The sequence below is a fragment of the Listeria marthii genome (genome assembly GCF_014227425.1).
GTDB lineage: Bacteria > Bacillota > Bacilli > Lactobacillales > Listeriaceae > Listeria > Listeria marthii.
Genome location: NZ_JAASWB010000004.1, coordinates 80,184 through 96,047, shown reverse-complemented (window position 1 = coordinate 96,047; position 15,864 = coordinate 80,184). Strand labels below are relative to the sequence as shown.

Here is a 15,864-nt window from a genome sequence, read left to right as displayed (position 1 = left end):
ATAATTGTCCTCCATATGTTTATGGCTTCAGTATAGCACTTTTAGCACCAAAACGGAACTTTTTCGAACATATTTGTCGGATAAAGTTTACCAGTAACCAAAATGGTGCTATAATATTTGTAGAGCTAGAAAATAAAAGCGGCTGTATTTTACATCAATAGCACCATTTTGGTGACAACGAACTAGCATATTAACTTATGAGATGGAAGTGGGAATGGATGGATAGAAAACTTTTGAAAGAAAAGCAAATCCAACTAATTTTTCAACTAGAACAAGAAGAAAATCGATTTATTCGGAAACGTTTAATAGAAGAGTTGGAGTTTTTTGAAGCACTTGGGGATAGAGAAAAAGGCCTTTTAACGGCGGAGCAAAAGCTACTTATTTTAACACCTGATGAGTACCGTGAATATAAAAAGACTAAATCCGATGTGCAAATTAGCAAGTTGATTGGGGTATCAAGATCGTCACTTGCCGATTGGAAACGAAAAAAAGGATTAAATAGAAAAAAGTCGCAGCCGGTACAGCAGGAAATGATTGAGGTGTTAGCTTTTCATTTAGATAAAACAGAAGAGGAAATTGGTCGCTTGCCGGCAGCTGCAATTGAGTGTCAGTATGAAGCCTATGTCATTAACGAAGCTCATAATTAAGGAGTGATGGGATGCAAGTTTTAATTTTACCGGAGAATAAAGATATCAATTATATAAAGACAGTTCAAGAAGTAAAACGATTTTTTGCGGATTTTCAGCGGTTTCGAGTAATTGCTGGCTTATCGAAAAAACCATTTTTACTTAGAGGCGGATTTTTGGAAGAACCGCATTTTGGCACATTGGGATTTTCTGCTAGACATAATAAGGAAGTAATTATGGAAGCGCGTTGGTTAGTGGAGAAATATACGGCGACGTTAAATCAAATGGACGATTTATATCGAAATATTTTGCTGGAGTGTTATGTGGAACAAAAACAAGATGTGGCGGTAATGATGGATTTGCCATATGAAATAGCCCAGTTTAAACGCATCAAAAAGCGAGCAGTACTGGAACTGGCAACGATTATGGGGCTTTTAGTAAGGAAATGATGATACTTTCATGATATTTTCAAAAACCATTTTACCGTTAATATAAAAGTAAGCTAATTGTCCAGCAAGCGGATGACAATAAAAGCTGCGTCAGAATGAAGGTGCACCGATTTTCTGATAATACATGATGTTTTTACAAGAAATTTGTTTTTATTACTGGATACTAATTCCGTTGACATAAACAAATATTCTATTTTGAAAAGTAACGTTCGGAGGAATAAATTATTAAGAATGGTCTTGACCGGATGTTGCTTTTCGTTTTTAAAGGAGTGAGCGCTTGGTGAAGAGTTTGAGCTTCATGAGAGTTTTGGAAGCAGTCCGAACAATGCTCCAGGAAAAAGGCCAGCTAGATGTTTCTGTCGTAATGCGTGACCAAGTGGAAATACCCACAACGATGCTAGAAATGATCGAGCAAGAGGAAGAAGAAAGCCGCACATCTTGGAGAGAAAAATACCGTTTTGCAGTTCATCATTATACAAATGAAATGGATTTAGCGGGAGTCGAAAAAATTGATACATTAATCCAAACGGGCTTTACTTTGCCTGAAGGATACAAATTAATGGCAGTTCGACATTTTGGAAAACAAAATTTAGTTAAAGAAAATACGTTAATTCATGCAAAAACTAGTTTTGAAATAAGTATTTGTCGTGAATTAAAAGTAAAAATTTAGGGGGAATTATTAATGGCATTTGAAGAAAATTTATATTGTGATTATACACCGGGAGCTGCTAAAGCGGTCGCGGGGAAAGACGTACTTTTAGCGATTTTTAACGCAACAGGAGATAAATTATTAGCGGTGGCTGGCCAACAAGGTCTAACTATCAATCGTTCTAAAGATAGTATTGAAATTACATCTAAAGATACAGTTGGCGGTTGGAAGTCTAAAATCGGCGGAATGAAAGAATGGTCTATTGAAAATGACGGTTTATATGTCGCTGATGCAGAGTCTCATAAAGAATTGGCGAAATATTTTGAAAGTGATAGCCCGGTTTGTGTGAAAGTTATTAACCAAGCATCTAAAAAAGGCCTTTTTGGCGGCTTAGCGATTGTAGCTGACTATAGTTTTGAGGCACCTTTTGATGAAGCAATGACTTATTCTGTAAAACTAGACGGAATGGGCGCGCTTGTTGATTTAACAATTACTGAGGGCGGAGATCAAATGCCCGGCGAAACACCAGTAGCACCAGCAGAATAAAATAGAGAGCCACTGAAATAAGTGGCTTTCCCTTAGGAGGAAATTAAATGTTTGAAGTGAATAATACTAATTATATTTTACGATTTAATAAGCAAAAAGTTAAAACGGTGGAACTAACGTCTGGGATTAGCCTAGTTGCGGCGTTGACTGCGAATAAAGGGATTCTGAGCTATCAAGTGATTGAAACGTTATTTGTTTCTGGTTTAGTGGAAGAAAAAGGCCTAGTGCCTGTAAAACAAAAAGAAGCTTTGGATATTTTCGACAAGTTAGTGGAAGAACAAGGCTTGATTTCGCTTAATGTAGCAGTTATTGAGAAATTACAAGAGGATATGGGTTTTTTGTTCCGTTAAAGCAGATTGAGTTTGAGTATTTTGGAGCAGAAGATGGAGAAGTGAATAGTGAAAGCGATAATGATTTTGATCTCGAAAAACAATTCGCTTTTTTCGTAGTTAATTTTCATATGACAAAACATGATTTTGAGGAATTAACCGAAGTGGAGAAAAATTTCATCATGAAAGAATGGGAAAACAAGGTGATTTTTGAATCTACTATGCTCCGAAATGCTGTTTTAAATGCAGAACAGAATCTCAATCGAAAACGGAATTCACGTTTTATCGAGTTGCATAAAAAACGTCAGAAGAAAGCAGATGTTAATTATACAGTAAATGCACTTCAAGCAATTTCTGAGAATGAGGCGCAGGAAGGCAAAGCGTGGATTGATAGGGTTTATGGTGCAAATGGGTTGCGTAGACCTAAAAATAAAGAAGAAAGGGGGAAAATGGATGGCGGATTCTAAAAAAATAACGTTCGAGTTTAACGAGAGTGTTTTGACAGCGCAAGTTGGTAGGTTAGATGAAATGGCAGCTACTGTTCAGCAACGATTTACAGAACTGAAAATGACAATTGAAGACGTAGGAAATGCTGATCCAGCTTCCAAAATTACGGGGTCTTTGGATGATCTCCAATCTGGACTTGGTAGTATCAGTTCGGCGTTTGGTCAACTGGGTTCTAGTAGCCAAGCGATTACATCGGGATTTGGTACGGCTGTTGGCTCTGTTGGTGGGATCACGGATGCGTTTAAAAACCTAGGGTCAAGTGTCCAGAATGGTACGTTATTTTCAAGTTTGTCAACTGGGGTTGGTGGTTTGAGCACGATGCTTGGCGGAGTATCTGGCGGGGTGCAAGGAATTACGAATCTAGCTAGTGGCTTCATGGAAGTGAAGAAACATTTAGGCGGATTGATGTCTTCTATTGGTAGTGTTGGCGGAATTATGGGTAAGTTAACTTCACCAATGGGATTAGTTATTATCGGGATTGTAGCACTAGTAGCAGCATTTGTGTATTTGATGAGTACTAATGAATCATTTCGTAATACTGTAATGTCGGTAGTGACGCAAGTTGGGCAGCTATTTGGACAATTAATGGCCAGTTTAATGCCGATTATCATGCAAATTGTTACAGCGGTCGGTCAAATTGGCGCTGCTTTAATGCCAATGGTTATGCAATTTATCACCTTTTTCGCTCAGTTAGTGGCTCAATTAATGCCGTTTATTTCGATGCTGGTTTCAATGCTTATGCCAGTTATTATGCAAATTGTTCAAGCTGTAATGTCACTTGTTTCGGCAATTTTACCGAGTGTTATGGTGATTATTCAAGGAATCATGGGAGTTATTCAATTTTTGATTCCGATAATTATGCAGATTGCCACGGTTGTTATCCAGATTGTTATGACGATTATTTCTTATATAAGTAAAATTATGCCGATTGTTATGACGATTATTGGCATTATTATCTCGATTATTACTACAATTATTAGCTATGTTGTCATTATTGCGACAACGATTTCTAATGTTATTGGGAAAATTATTAGCTTTATTGCTAGTGTAATTACAGCAGTTATTGGAATTATCCAGCCGATTATTGCTTTTATTACCAATATTTTTACCACTATCGTTTCTATTATTGGTACAGCATTCGGAGTTGTATTTGCAGTCGCATCTAAAATTTGGAATTCCATTATGTCGACAATTTCAGGAATTATTGATGGTATTAAAGCAGTTATTACAGGTATTTCTGATACTGTTTCATCCGTATTTAATGGTGTGAAGCGCATTATCACAGATGTTTTTGATGGAATTAAAGGTGCTTGGGGTGGACTGACTGATTTTGTTGGCAATATTTTTGATGGAGTTTCCAGTGCAATTCAGACAGTTGTAGACAATGTAAAAGGGTTTGTAAATGTTGTAATTAGCGGAATTAACTCAGCAATTGGTCTGATTAATAAAATTCCGGGTGTTGAAATAAGTAAAATCCCACAATTAATTTCTGGGACAACAAACTTCCAAGGTGGCTTTGCTCGAATGAATGAAGGTGGCCGAGGAGAAATGGTTGTTTTACCATCTGGTTCTCAAGTCATTCCGCATGATGCAACGATGAAATACGCAAGAGAAAGCGCACGTGGTAATAAGTCCATGCTATATACAAATCAAGGAACTGATTTAGCTAGGGTGGAAAATCTTTTAGAACGTTTACTACAAAAAAATCCAGTTATCAAGATGGATGATAAAGTTGTGTCTGAAGTAGTTAGCCGTAATCAAGCTAACTCATTTGATCAATATAATTATGCAATGGGAGGTGCGGCTTATTAATGAGTGATTTGTATTTAGAACTAAATGGAAAAATTCATTCGCTTAGTGAAACGTTTCCGGGGCTTTCGGTTCAAGAAGTAGCAAGACAAAGTCCGCAATTAAGTATGGAAATTGCTGAAATTAGTGGAACTGACGGAGTAATTCCAGGAACAATTCAATTTAAACCTTTTGTTTTCAGTGCAAAATGTAATATACAGGCACTTGATATACCAGATTACCATTTAGCTGTGAGAGAAATTTATGAGTTTTTATTTCAGCGGGATAGTTATTATATTTGGAGCGATCAAATGCCGGGAATTCGGTATGAGGTACATCCAAAGCCCTTTGACTTTAGCCGAGAATCTGATCGTGTAGGAACATTAACCATTGAATTTGATGTATTTAAAGGATATGCGGAGTCGCGAGGTACATGCCTTAATCCGATGACTTTTGAGGAAGATTTATGGCAGATGGGGATGAACTTATCGAACCGAGATGATTTATTCTACGTTTTTAAAGAGAATATATTCCGTGTATATAATGCGGGAAGTGACCGAGTGAATCCATTGATGCGCCACGAATTAGATATTGCGTTGACGGCAAATGGAAAACCGACAATTAACAACCTTACGACTGGAGAATCTTTTGAGTATCGTCAGGAAATTAAGAAAACAGATGTCCTCCTATTAAACAATATCTATCCACTAGTTAATAATAAGCGGGTAGGAAAAGATACAAACCACGGGATTATCACACTAGAAAAAGGCTGGAACGATTTTGAAATTAAGGGTGTAACGGATGTAACGATCGCTTTTAATTTTCCGTTCATTTATCGGTAGGTGATAGGTATGGATTATTTAATTATTCAAAGTATGGATAAAGAAATAGAAGAGATATTAACGGATATTGATTATGGTTCATTTTCGTACGATTATGAAAAAAATACGAGCCGCTCCATCTCCTTTACAGTCAATAAAACGAAACAGAATGCTAGTACCTTTGATTTAGTAGGAAATGAAGCGATTTTGACTTATCAGGGTCAACAATTTGTCATAAAAAAATGTGCGCCAAAAGTTATTGGGAATACCATTTCTAAGCAAGTAACAGCTCAGCATATAAGTTATACGGTACAGGATCATGTTCAGTATAATGTGAAAGCTGGTCTGAAAAAATATTCGATTCAAACTGTGATGGAATTTGCGTTGGAAGGTAATGAACTTGGTTTTTCATATGAGATACAAGGACGTTTTCCGTTAGTTGAGTTAGAAGACTTAGGAAATAAAAATGGCTTAGAACTAGTGAATTTATGTTTAGAAGAGTTTGGGGCGATATTATTTGCGGATAATAAAAAACTGTATTTCTATGATGAGGCAAGCTGGTATACGAAGACAGAGAAGCAATTTCGCTATTTATATAATACAGAAGAAGTTTCCGTCGATACGAACACAGATAATTTGAAAACGCAGATAAAATGTTACGGAAAGCAAAAAGAAAATGCAGATAAACTAACTGGAGATAATAAGTATATGGCTGTTGTTACGTATACTTCGCCAAATGAGACTATTTATGGAAAGCGGATGGCGAATGCAAAGAGCGATGACAAAATTACAAACAATAACGACTTATTAGAGTTTGCAAAAAAACAAATTCTAGATGTTCCTGAAACATCTTTAAATATTACCTATAAAGGAACTGAGACAGTAACAGAGCGCGATGTTTGGTATTTTATCCATGAGCCAATGGGATTTGAAACAGAAGTGAAAGTTACGAGAATTAAATCGGGACATCCGTGGAGTAAGAAATTTCAAGATGTTGGCTTTAGTAATTCGCGCCGGGATATGGTAAGGATTCAAACACAAATCGCGAATCAAGTGAAAAAAGCTAAAGTGGAATCAAATAAAATTAATTCGTTTTCGAGCATCGCAATGAATGCTTTTGATTCGCGGATTTTAACAGAAGTAGTAGGTGTTGTAGATGGCAACTGAAATTAGAGTTTTAAAAAATACAGATGATACAGTTTTTTATCCTAAGACACATTTAAATGCTATAGACGGTCTAGGCATAGTTACTACCAGTGCTTCAGGGCTAATGGCGCCCGGTGATAAGACGAAATTAAATGGAATAGAAGAAAACGCAGAAAAAAACAATGTGACTGCAAATGATATTTCAAACTGGAATAAAAAACAGGATGCAATTTTAGTATCGGAAAATGGAGCTAATTTTAAAATAACGGTGACAAATACAGGTGAGCTAAAGGCGACTAGAGTGGAATAGGGAGGAGGTTGCATATGAAGTTGGATTTATGGAAATGGGAAATGCTTCTTCAAGGTCGAGAATTTAGAAATAAAACTAATGATAATTGGCAGAAATTAATGGATTGGTCCAGTTTTATTTCGACGGGTTTAAATGAAATTTACGTCTATGTAAACAAAGCAGATTCAATTTTAAATAAGAAAATTGATACAGTGGACAAAGCAGTTAATGCCCGAGTAAATGAACTGATTAGTGGCTCAGAACAGCTAAGTGAAGTTGTGGATTCCAGAGTAGACGCAGAGGGCACAAGGTACCCAGTTTTAAGAGAACGATTGAACCAAGAGCAGCTCATTTTTAGTAATAAAAGTACAGTGCAGTTTGATGTGGAAAATATTATAAACATGCAGAAACAAGATATCGGATTGTTAACGAGTAAAACAATTTCGGAGGCGCAAACGGTATGTTTTTCAAATGTTTCTAGTTTTAATGAAGGCGCGGATATTGTTCTTGAAAAAACCGGTGAAACGAGCTTTTCTGAAAAGTTAACTAGTTTAGTCTTTGCGAAAATAGGGGCAAACGAACGATATCAAATGGAGTCAATTGGCGCGTGAAGGAGGAGTGAATAATGACTGAAATTAAGCGAATGCTGCAAACAAAGGAAGATAATTCAAAAGAGCAATTTTATCCAGAAACGCATGTGGAAGGAATTGTTGGATTAACAGAATACGTTTCAGGGCAGCTTCCGACAGGTGTGGTCAGTGTGAATGGGAAGGCTGGAAGGGTTTTGCTAGAAGCAGATGATGTTTATGCTGCGAAAAAAAATCACGGCCATGATTTAGCCACTTATACGACTGATGGCTTTATGAGTTCATTTGATAAGCAAAAGATAGATGAATTAGTATCACCGGAAGCTGGCGTTGTCAGTGTGAATGGCAGAACTGGAATAGTCGATTTATTTGCATCAGATGTGGAGGCGGCTGATATAAACCATAGCCATCCTGATGCCACGGCAACAGAAAGCGGATTTTTATCAAGTAATGACAAAGAAAAATTAGATGCGATGCAAGTGATCGCGCTTGAAACTATTAAGGAGGTAACAGAATGACTAAAATTGTAAAAATGTCAGAGAAAAATGAACATGGAACGTTAGAGCAATTCTATCCAGAAACACATGCAGAGGCTGTTAAAGGATTGGTATCTGTTTCAGAGGAAGAGAAAACAACTTGGAATGATAAAGAAACTACTGCGGGTGCAGAACAAAAAGCAAATACTGCATTAAATAGTGCGAAGGATTATGTAGATACAATTGGCTCAGGAATTGTCATTTTTAAAGGAGCTAACCTTATGGGTGCGGGTCAGTCGTACAGATGGGATTCTGCTAAATTGAAATTTGGGATGACGCTATTATTTAGCCGTTATGACTCAACAAATAATACACCACAAGATTATTATTATCATTCTGTTTTCTTATCTAGAGCACAATTGTTGGAGATTGCAGGCGGTGGTGTTTTAATTCAAATGCCTTCAGGAACTTATGGAGATAAAAAATATTTCTATGTTTCTACAACGGGTATTTCAGGACATGCAGATAATTCGAATTATAAAGCATGGGCGCTACGCCAAATAACAATTATGTAATCAAAAAGGAGGTTTTCCATGGAAGTCGTACTAAAAATTGGGATTTTGGGATTTGGCGCGGTGTTTGGATACTTGTTTGGGGAAGTGGATATATTGGTAAAAGTGCTAGTGTGCTTTATTGTAGCTGACTATGTTTCAGGGCTACTCGCTTCAGGGTATCTAGGGGAACTTAGCAGCAAAATGGGTTTCAAAGGAATCGCGAAAAAAATTGCTATCTTAATTTTAGTGGCTATTGCGCATCAAATAGATTTGATTCTGGGAACGCATAATACGACGCGGGATGCGGTTATCTTTTTCTATTTGGCGAATGAGCTGATTTCCATCTTGGAAAATTTCGTTCGAATGGGAATGAAGGTCCCGGAAGTATTGAAAAATTTAATTTTGATTTTTGATGCGAAATCAGGGGATGAGGAGGAAAAGCATGACAAAAATATGGATTGATGCTGGCCATGGTGGCAAAGATTCTGGCGCGACTGGTAATGGCTTAGTTGAAAAAAATTGGGTGCTAGCTATCGCAAAACAGCTGCAAACGGAACTAGTGAACGCTGGTTTTGAAGTGGGGATGACACGAACAAATGATACGTTTTTAGAATTAAGTGAACGGGCGAAAAAAGCGAATCATTTTAAAGCCGATTTGTTCCTTTCGATTCATTTTAATGCAGGTGGCGGTAAGGGTTATGAAGATTATATTTATACATCGACCCCAGCTAAAACAGCAGAAATACAAAAAACAATTCACAAAAATGTCATTGCTAGAATCACTAAACATGATATGCGTGATCGAGGTATGAAGAAAGCTAATTTTGCTGTTTTACGTGAAACTGCGATGGATGCCATTTTAGTAGAAGCGGGTTTTTGTGATACGACTGATGCGACTATTTTGAAAGCAAAAACGTATCAAGATGATTTTTGCTTAGGTATTGTGGCAGGCGTGAAAGAGATTTTTGAATCAGCAGCAACAAAATACCGAGCAGGAAAATATTCGACTAGTAATGATGCGATTTCCGGTAAAAATATTAAGGGATATTTGGCGGCTGGAACAAAGGTTTCTGTTTATAAGGAAACGGAAAAAACGCTGAATTTAACTACTAATAAAGGGATTCCGGGAAGCTGGGTTCTAAAAACAGAAGTGAACACAGGGAAAAGATAGAAAAAGGAGCGGCTAACTTAGCCGCTCCTTTTTAAAATTAACTTCTCTTACGCAACACATAAAGCGCAGTAGTTGTTAAAATAATCCCAAACACAGTTGCAAATCCTGCAGTATCACCAGTTGTTGGTAAGTTTGCATTGGAGGAAGTTCCTGGTTTAGTTGTATTCGGTGTAGATGTAGTCGGATCTTCGGTAGTAGTAGTTCCGCCATTTGTGCCGGAGCCGTTACCGTTATTTGTTCCGCCATTCCCATCTGTTCCACCGTTATTGCCGTTTCCATTCCCATTGTCCGTACCGCCGTTTCCATTATCTGGAGGAGTCGTTGCGGCAGCTTGAACAGTTGCTTGGAAAGTGGTGCTGTATCCGTTCGGGTCAGTGATAGTTGTGGTGATTTGGTCGCCTTTTTTAAGATTTAAAGATGTTACATCTACGGAAAACTTGCCGTTTGCGTCTGCTGTTGCGTTAGGTCCAGCAGCGAGTGCCATTCTTGCATTAGTAGCAGCTTTTTGAACGGAAACTGTTGCGCCTGGTAAAGTAGTTCCGGTTAATGTTTTGTCTTTTTCGGCGAATTTGTTGATTTTTGTTGCGTCTTTGATTGCTTTGATGGCCGCATCTTCGGTTTCTTTGTCGATTTCAGCTTTGGATTTGTAGACTTTGCGTCCTTCTTTTTGGACTGTAATGACTTTTCCGGCAGCTTTTTGGTCTTTAATGTAGTTGATGAATGTTTCTGTGTCTGGGTCGATTGCGGTTACTAGATTTGCTTTTTTGAAGGCAGAGAATCCATCGCCGCCACCAAATAGGAAGTCATTGATTACGACTTTGTATTTTTGGTCAGCTTTTAAAGGAGTTCCGTCTTCGGTTGTAACGCTTGCCACTTTGTACGCGTGATCTAAGTCATCTGTATCTGTGAAAGTGTATTTTAGGCCAGAAATTTGTAGGAAATAAGTTTGGTTGCTTAAATATTGTTGGTTTAGTGCTTCAAGAATATCAGCACCAGTCATTTCCACTACTTGCAAAATGTTACCAAATGGTTGAACAGCTTGAGCCGCGCCCCATGTGATTTCGTTTTGACCATTTGCAAGGCGAGTAGTAAGATCGGAACGAATTCCGCCGTTATTTGTCATCGCAAAGTCGACATCGGCGCCGGCTTTGTTTGCCATGTAACGTTGCGCATCCGTAATCATGTTACCAAGCTCGGATTCTTTATCATCGATTGCTTTATTGTCTGAATTTGTGTCACGAGAAATGACGTCTTTATTTGCCAGCCCGATAGTTTCGTTGATAACTCCTTCAATGCGGCTTTTCGCATCTTCAGTTACGGCTGTAATATCGGCATTTGGTGTGACGCTTCTCGTGTTGTATGTAATTTTAGCGTCGGGTGGTGAAACGAAGTCGCCGGTAGTTTTATCAAGTTCGCCAGTTACGTCTGAAAAAGCTTTGCCATTGTTGTAACTTTGGACGATACGAGTTTTGCCAACTAATCCGTTTGTGTATTGGTGATTGTGACCAGCAAGGACTAAATCGACCGAGTTATTTGGGTCTAATTCGTTTGCTTTTGTGATCATATTAGCAGCTTCACCAGCTACATCTTGTTTTGTTCCAGTATTTGGATTTCCAGTGGAAAGTGCCGGAACGTGAGATAAAACAACGATTGCGTTAACGCCTTGGCCTCTAAGTTCAGCAGAGTATTTTACGATTGTTTCTGCTTCATCAAGGAAATCGTAGTCTTTAATATGATTCGCAAGAACTAAGTTAGGAATTTCTGTAGTAACGATACCGATGAAGCCAACTTTGACGCCATCAATTTCTTTTACATAGTATGGTAAAAAGCCTTCTGCGACTGTGTTTGTTCCTTTGTTGACAACGTTAGCTGCGACGATTTTCATGTCACTTTTAACGCGTGGATAAGCTTCTACGATTGGTCCGAATTTGTTTGTAGAAACCCCATCCAAAATTCGTTTGTATTCAGGTAATCCTTCATCAAATTCATGGTTACCTAATGTGCCGACTTCGAAATTCATTTTTTGGAGAACTTTCATCGTTGGCTCGTCTTGAAGTAAACCTGATACTGCTGGGCTTGCGCCGACCATATCACCCGCTTGAACACGAATGGCGTTATCAGCTGTAGCTCCTGGATTTGCCTGTAAAAATGAAGTAGTGGCGTTATCCAAATTGGTAGCTAAGTAATCTGCGCCGCCGATTGGTGAGCCGGATGCATCTTTGGAGGCTGTTTCAAGCGCTCCGTGGAAATCATTTATTCCCAAAATCTGAATGGGAACCGTATCTGCTGCTGCTTGTGCTGTTGTCCCGGTGAATGGTGCTGTAAGTCCGATTGTGAGCCCTGCTACGAGTAAAACATGTGTAGTTTTTTTGAAAAATTTGTTCACTTTCACACTCTCCCTTTTTTCGCCAGTGGCAATTTTGTAAGCGCTAACTCATAGGTGCCTAGCTATAATTGTAGCAAAGAGAAATCCCCCTAGCAATAGGTAATATGGATTTTGTGTAAATGTAATGATAATATTTGGCTATATTTTCATTTCGATTGAAAAAAGGGTAAACTATAGAAAAAGGAGGGATAAGATGGATATCTCTAGCACGGAAATTTGGGATGCGATTAGGAGAAATAGTTACTTGCTTTATTATCAGCCAAAAGTAGATGCGAAAACGAATAAAATTATCGGTTTTGAAGGTTTGGTTCGACTAAAAACAGCGACGGCAATTTTGACTCCAATTGATTTCTTTGAAGATATTGTCCTTTTAAATGCAACGCGGGAAATGCAAGATTTTGTTGCCGAAACAGCGATAGAACAACTCAACCAACTAGGTGGCCGTTTTTCGATTTCGATTAATATTCCGGCGCATTATGTGGTAAGCAGTAATTATATGGCTCATTTACACGATTATGTGAAAGAACATTTAAAGTATCCGGAATGCTTAGAAATAGAAATTATCGAACGGGGCGAAATTACGGAGCTTGCTGTTGCGAACAAAAACTTACTAAAAATAAAAAATCTTGGTGTCAAAGTGAGCATGGATGATTTTGGAAAGGGTTATAGTTCGCTTGCGTATTTGCGGAGCTTGCCGATTGATATTGTCAAAACGGATATGTCGTTTATTGCGCTTTTAAAAACGGATCGCAGACAGCAAATTATTATTCGCGCGATTGTGAATTTATGCCATGATTTAGGCGGAAAAGTAGTAACAGAAGGCGTAGAGGACATTGAGCAAGTCGAAAAATTACGGGAAATGAAAGTCGACTATTTCCAAGGTTATTATTTTAGCCGTCCGCTCCCAATGGAAGAAATTAAACAAAAGTATTCTATTGTGTGAAATAGAAAAATTGGTTGGTGTGAGAATGGTAATTTACCAAATTCACACCAACCAATTTTATTTTTATTTGATTAAATTGTTAGAAGCATCTTTTACAACAACGTCATGTGCGCCGCCTTCTACGATAGAAGTGGACGAAACGAGTGTGATTTTTGCTTTTTGTTGTAATTCAGGGATATTGAGCGCGCCGCAGTTACACATCGTAGAGCGGACTTTACTAAGGCTGATTGCGACATTGTCTTTCAAGGATCCAGCATAAGGAACATAAGAATCTACGCCTTCTTCAAAGGATAATTTTTTGTCGCCGCCAAGGTCATAACGTTGCCAGTTACGCGCGCGGTTAGCTCCTTCGCCCCAATATTCTTTCATATACGTGCCATTTAAATTCACTTTGTTAGTAGGGCTTTCGTCAAAACGGGAGAAGTAACGACCAAGCATGATGAAGTCAGCACCCATTGCTAGAGCTAGCGTCATATGGTAGTCATACACAATTCCACCGTCAGAACAAATCGGAATATACACACCAGTTTCTTCAAAATATTCATCGCGGGCTTTAGCAACGTCAATTAAGGCAGTTGCTTGGCCGCGGCCGATACCTTTTTGTTCACGAGTGATACAGATTGAACCACCACCAACGCCGACTTTAACGAAATCAGCGCCAGCTTCGGCAAGATAACGGAAACCATCGCGGTCAACGACATTTCCTGCGCCAACTTTGACCGTATCGCCGTATCTGCCTCGAACATAGTCAAGTGTGCGTTTTTGCCATTCGGAGTAACCTTCCGAGGAATCGATACAAAGAATGTCTGCGCCAGCTTCTACTAGAGCGGGAACACGTTCTTCATAGTCACGCGTGTTAATACCAGCTCCAACAACGTAACGTTTCGAGGAATCAAGTAGTTCTAATTTGTTTTCTTTATTGGAGTCATAGTCTTTGCGGAATACCATATGGACTAAGTTTTTATTGTCGTCTACAAGTGGTAAGGCATTTAATTTGTTGTCCCAAATAATGTTGTTAGCTTCTTTTAAAGTGGTCGATTTGTTAGCAGTAACTAATTTTTCGAAAGGAGTCATGAAATCAGCAACTTTTTCGTCTGGGCTCATGCGCGTTACGCGGTAGTCGCGACTTGTCACGATTCCTAGTAATTTACCGTGCGCCGTGCCGTCTTCTGTAACTGCAACTGTGGAATGACCAGTTTTTTCTTTTAAATCAAGAATGTCTTGAAGGGTTTTGTCTGGGCTGATGTTGGAATCGCTAATAACGAAACCAGCTTTATGATTTTTCACGCGAGAAACCATTGCCGCTTCACTTTCGATGGACTGGGAGCCGAAGATGAATGATACGCCACCTTCTGTAGCAAGAGCGATACCCATATTATCGTCGGAAACAGCTTGCATAATTGCGGAAACAAGCGGAATGTTCATTGTGATAGCAGATTCTTCACCCTTTTTAAATTTTACGATTGGTGTTTTTAAGCTAACGTTTGTTGGAACACATTCAGCGGATGAGTAGCCTGGAACAAGTAAAAATTCACTAAATGTGCGGGACGGTTCTTCAAAATAAAATGCCATTATTTCCACTCCTTCTTCTATTTTTAAATGAATTTATAAAATATCTTTATTATTTCAATAACTGGCAGGAAAGTCAATGATTGGGGGAGCTTTTTTAGGAATGTTTCTGGACGTTTTCTTTTGGGTGATGAGTGGAATAGATGAAAGGTAGAGAAACTTTGGCGAAGGAGGTAATCAGATGGACGAGGAAACGCTGCTTGAACGAGGCTACCGTAAGTATCGCGGGGCGGATATAGATATTTATTTTAATACAAATGTTTGCGAGCATTCGGGTAATTGTGTAAAAGGTAACGCAGAACTTTTTAATTTGGACCGAAAACCGTGGATTATGCCGGATAATGTATCGAAAGAAGAGGCGAAGCGGGTGATTCATACTTGCCCAAGTGGAGCGCTTCAATATATCGAGAAATAGGAGGAGATTAAATGGAATATAAAAATGGTGAAAATAGAATTTATGCTGTAAATGATGAAGGCGTAGAGGTTGGCGAAGTGACTTTTGTGCCAACTGGGGAAGATATGTTTATTATTGACCATACTGGCGTGGATGATGCGGCTCGAGGTCAAGGAATAGCCCAAGAACTGGTGAAACGCGCGGTTGAAAAAGCAAAATCAGAAGGGAAGAAAATTATTCCGCTTTGTCCATTTGCAAAAGCTGAGTTTTCTAAGAAGCCGGAATATCAAGAAGTAGAAGCATCTAAATAACAAGCGTAGACTGGGTTTTCTGCCCGGTCTATTTTTTTATAAAATAATTTTTGGGATTTCAGTTTTCTCTTCTTGACATCTGCTTTGTTTCAGTGTATCTTTAATTCACAGTAAACTTATAGGAATAATAGTATTACGTTTTCTTATCAAGAGTGGTGGAGGGAATCGGCCCAGTGAAACCCAGCAGCGGAGCGCAAGTTCTATGCTAATTCCGATCAGAAGTAATATTCTGGCAGATAAGTAGTAGCTTTTAATGAGGCGCTTCGATTCTGACCAAAAAACAGAGGAAGCGTTATTTTTTAGCGCTTAAAGAGGGGAGTTTT

The 15,864-nt window shown here is 38.5% G+C and carries 20 protein-coding genes and 1 riboswitch; of the genes, 18 read left to right on the top strand and 2 right to left on the bottom strand.

Annotation, left to right across the window (positions count from 1 at the left end):
* The first annotated feature begins 218 nt into the window (after positions 1–218).
* The 15 genes from lmaD to HCJ55_RS08110 all read left to right on the top strand — a co-directional run bounded on the left by lmaD (position 219) and on the right by HCJ55_RS08110 (position 9,938).
* Positions 219–647, top strand: a complete 429-nt coding sequence (gene lmaD / locus HCJ55_RS08180) for a protein LmaD (RefSeq protein ID WP_008946529.1) — start codon at positions 219–221, stop codon at positions 645–647.
* A gap of 11 nt (positions 648–658) precedes the next feature.
* Complete coding sequence (locus tag HCJ55_RS08175) at positions 659–1,075, top strand: ArpU family phage packaging/lysis transcriptional regulator (protein ID WP_008946530.1); 417 nt, start codon at positions 659–661, stop codon at positions 1,073–1,075.
* A gap of 280 nt (positions 1,076–1,355) precedes the next feature.
* Positions 1,356–1,745 (top strand): DUF5072 family protein, encoded by a 390-nt coding sequence (locus tag HCJ55_RS08170; protein ID WP_185517716.1) that lies wholly within the window; start codon positions 1,356–1,358, stop codon positions 1,743–1,745.
* Positions 1,746–1,757: 12 nt separating this feature from the next.
* Positions 1,758–2,270: a protein LmaA gene (gene lmaA, locus HCJ55_RS08165; RefSeq protein WP_185391671.1), complete on the top strand. Its 513-nt coding sequence runs from the start codon at positions 1,758–1,760 to the stop codon at positions 2,268–2,270.
* Positions 2,271–2,317: 47 nt separating this feature from the next.
* Positions 2,318–2,620, top strand: coding sequence for a segregation and condensation protein B (locus tag HCJ55_RS08160; protein ID WP_185502728.1), 303 nt, complete (start codon positions 2,318–2,320; stop codon positions 2,618–2,620).
* A 110-nt stretch (positions 2,621–2,730) separates the two neighbouring features.
* A complete protein-coding gene (locus HCJ55_RS08155; protein ID WP_221643260.1) occupies positions 2,731–3,066 on the top strand; it encodes a phenylalanine racemase in 336 nt (111 codons plus the stop codon).
* The gene (locus HCJ55_RS08150; RefSeq protein WP_185502726.1) at positions 3,053–4,918 is read left to right on the top strand and encodes a phage tail protein; all 1,866 of its coding nucleotides are present in this window, start codon (positions 3,053–3,055) and stop codon (positions 4,916–4,918) included. The genes HCJ55_RS08155 and HCJ55_RS08150 overlap by 14 nt, the downstream gene beginning before the upstream one ends.
* The gene (locus tag HCJ55_RS08145; RefSeq protein ID WP_185517714.1) at positions 4,918–5,736 is read left to right on the top strand and encodes a phage tail family protein; all 819 of its coding nucleotides are present in this window, start codon (positions 4,918–4,920) and stop codon (positions 5,734–5,736) included. The genes HCJ55_RS08150 and HCJ55_RS08145 overlap by 1 nt, the downstream gene beginning before the upstream one ends.
* Before the next feature lie 9 nt (positions 5,737–5,745).
* Complete coding sequence (locus HCJ55_RS08140; RefSeq protein WP_185504180.1) at positions 5,746–6,882, top strand: phage tail protein; 1,137 nt, start codon at positions 5,746–5,748, stop codon at positions 6,880–6,882.
* Complete coding sequence (locus HCJ55_RS08135) at positions 6,872–7,171, top strand: CCA-adding enzyme (RefSeq protein ID WP_185504179.1); 300 nt, start codon at positions 6,872–6,874, stop codon at positions 7,169–7,171. Before HCJ55_RS08140 ends, HCJ55_RS08135 begins: the two co-directional genes overlap by 11 nt.
* 14 nt (positions 7,172–7,185) lie before the next feature.
* A complete protein-coding gene (locus tag HCJ55_RS08130; RefSeq protein ID WP_185517712.1) occupies positions 7,186–7,761 on the top strand; it encodes an alpha-amylase in 576 nt (191 codons plus the stop codon).
* Between the two features lie 14 nt (positions 7,762–7,775).
* The gene (locus tag HCJ55_RS08125) at positions 7,776–8,255 is read left to right on the top strand and encodes a hypothetical protein (protein ID WP_185502721.1); all 480 of its coding nucleotides are present in this window, start codon (positions 7,776–7,778) and stop codon (positions 8,253–8,255) included.
* Entirely contained in the window at positions 8,252–8,788 is a 537-nt protein-coding gene (locus tag HCJ55_RS08120; RefSeq protein ID WP_185502720.1) for a hypothetical protein, read from the top strand. The genes HCJ55_RS08125 and HCJ55_RS08120 overlap by 4 nt, the downstream gene beginning before the upstream one ends.
* Before the next feature lie 18 nt (positions 8,789–8,806).
* Positions 8,807–9,229, top strand: coding sequence for a phage holin family protein (locus HCJ55_RS08115; RefSeq protein ID WP_008946531.1), 423 nt, complete (start codon positions 8,807–8,809; stop codon positions 9,227–9,229).
* A complete protein-coding gene (locus HCJ55_RS08110) occupies positions 9,210–9,938 on the top strand; it encodes an N-acetylmuramoyl-L-alanine amidase (RefSeq protein WP_185502719.1) in 729 nt (242 codons plus the stop codon). Before HCJ55_RS08115 ends, HCJ55_RS08110 begins: the two co-directional genes overlap by 20 nt.
* 37 nt (positions 9,939–9,975) lie before the next feature.
* Here the strand turns inward: HCJ55_RS08110 and HCJ55_RS08105 are convergent, their stop codons facing one another.
* Positions 9,976–12,330 (bottom strand): bifunctional metallophosphatase/5'-nucleotidase, encoded by a 2,355-nt coding sequence (locus HCJ55_RS08105; RefSeq protein ID WP_185517710.1) that lies wholly within the window; start codon positions 12,328–12,330, stop codon positions 9,976–9,978.
* A gap of 187 nt (positions 12,331–12,517) precedes the next feature.
* On the opposite strand from HCJ55_RS08105, the gene HCJ55_RS08100 reads away from it, so the two are divergent.
* On the top strand, positions 12,518–13,267 hold the full coding sequence (locus HCJ55_RS08100; RefSeq protein ID WP_185506536.1) for an EAL domain-containing protein: 750 nt from the start codon (positions 12,518–12,520) through the stop codon (positions 13,265–13,267).
* 63 nt (positions 13,268–13,330) lie between these two features.
* On the opposite strand, the gene HCJ55_RS08095 is transcribed toward HCJ55_RS08100, so the two are convergent.
* Positions 13,331–14,839, bottom strand: coding sequence for an IMP dehydrogenase (locus HCJ55_RS08095; protein ID WP_185517709.1), 1,509 nt, complete (start codon positions 14,837–14,839; stop codon positions 13,331–13,333).
* A 178-nt stretch (positions 14,840–15,017) separates the two neighbouring features.
* On the opposite strand from HCJ55_RS08095, the gene HCJ55_RS08090 reads away from it, so the two are divergent.
* Together HCJ55_RS08090 and HCJ55_RS08085 are read left to right on the top strand one after the other, a co-directional pair.
* A complete protein-coding gene (locus tag HCJ55_RS08090; protein WP_149174566.1) occupies positions 15,018–15,251 on the top strand; it encodes a (4Fe-4S)-binding protein in 234 nt (77 codons plus the stop codon).
* An 11-nt stretch (positions 15,252–15,262) separates the two neighbouring features.
* A complete protein-coding gene (locus HCJ55_RS08085; protein ID WP_185504175.1) occupies positions 15,263–15,541 on the top strand; it encodes a GNAT family N-acetyltransferase in 279 nt (92 codons plus the stop codon).
* A 140-nt stretch (positions 15,542–15,681) separates the two neighbouring features.
* Positions 15,682–15,784, top strand: a riboswitch (SAM riboswitch).
* Positions 15,785–15,864: the final 80 nt, after the last annotated feature.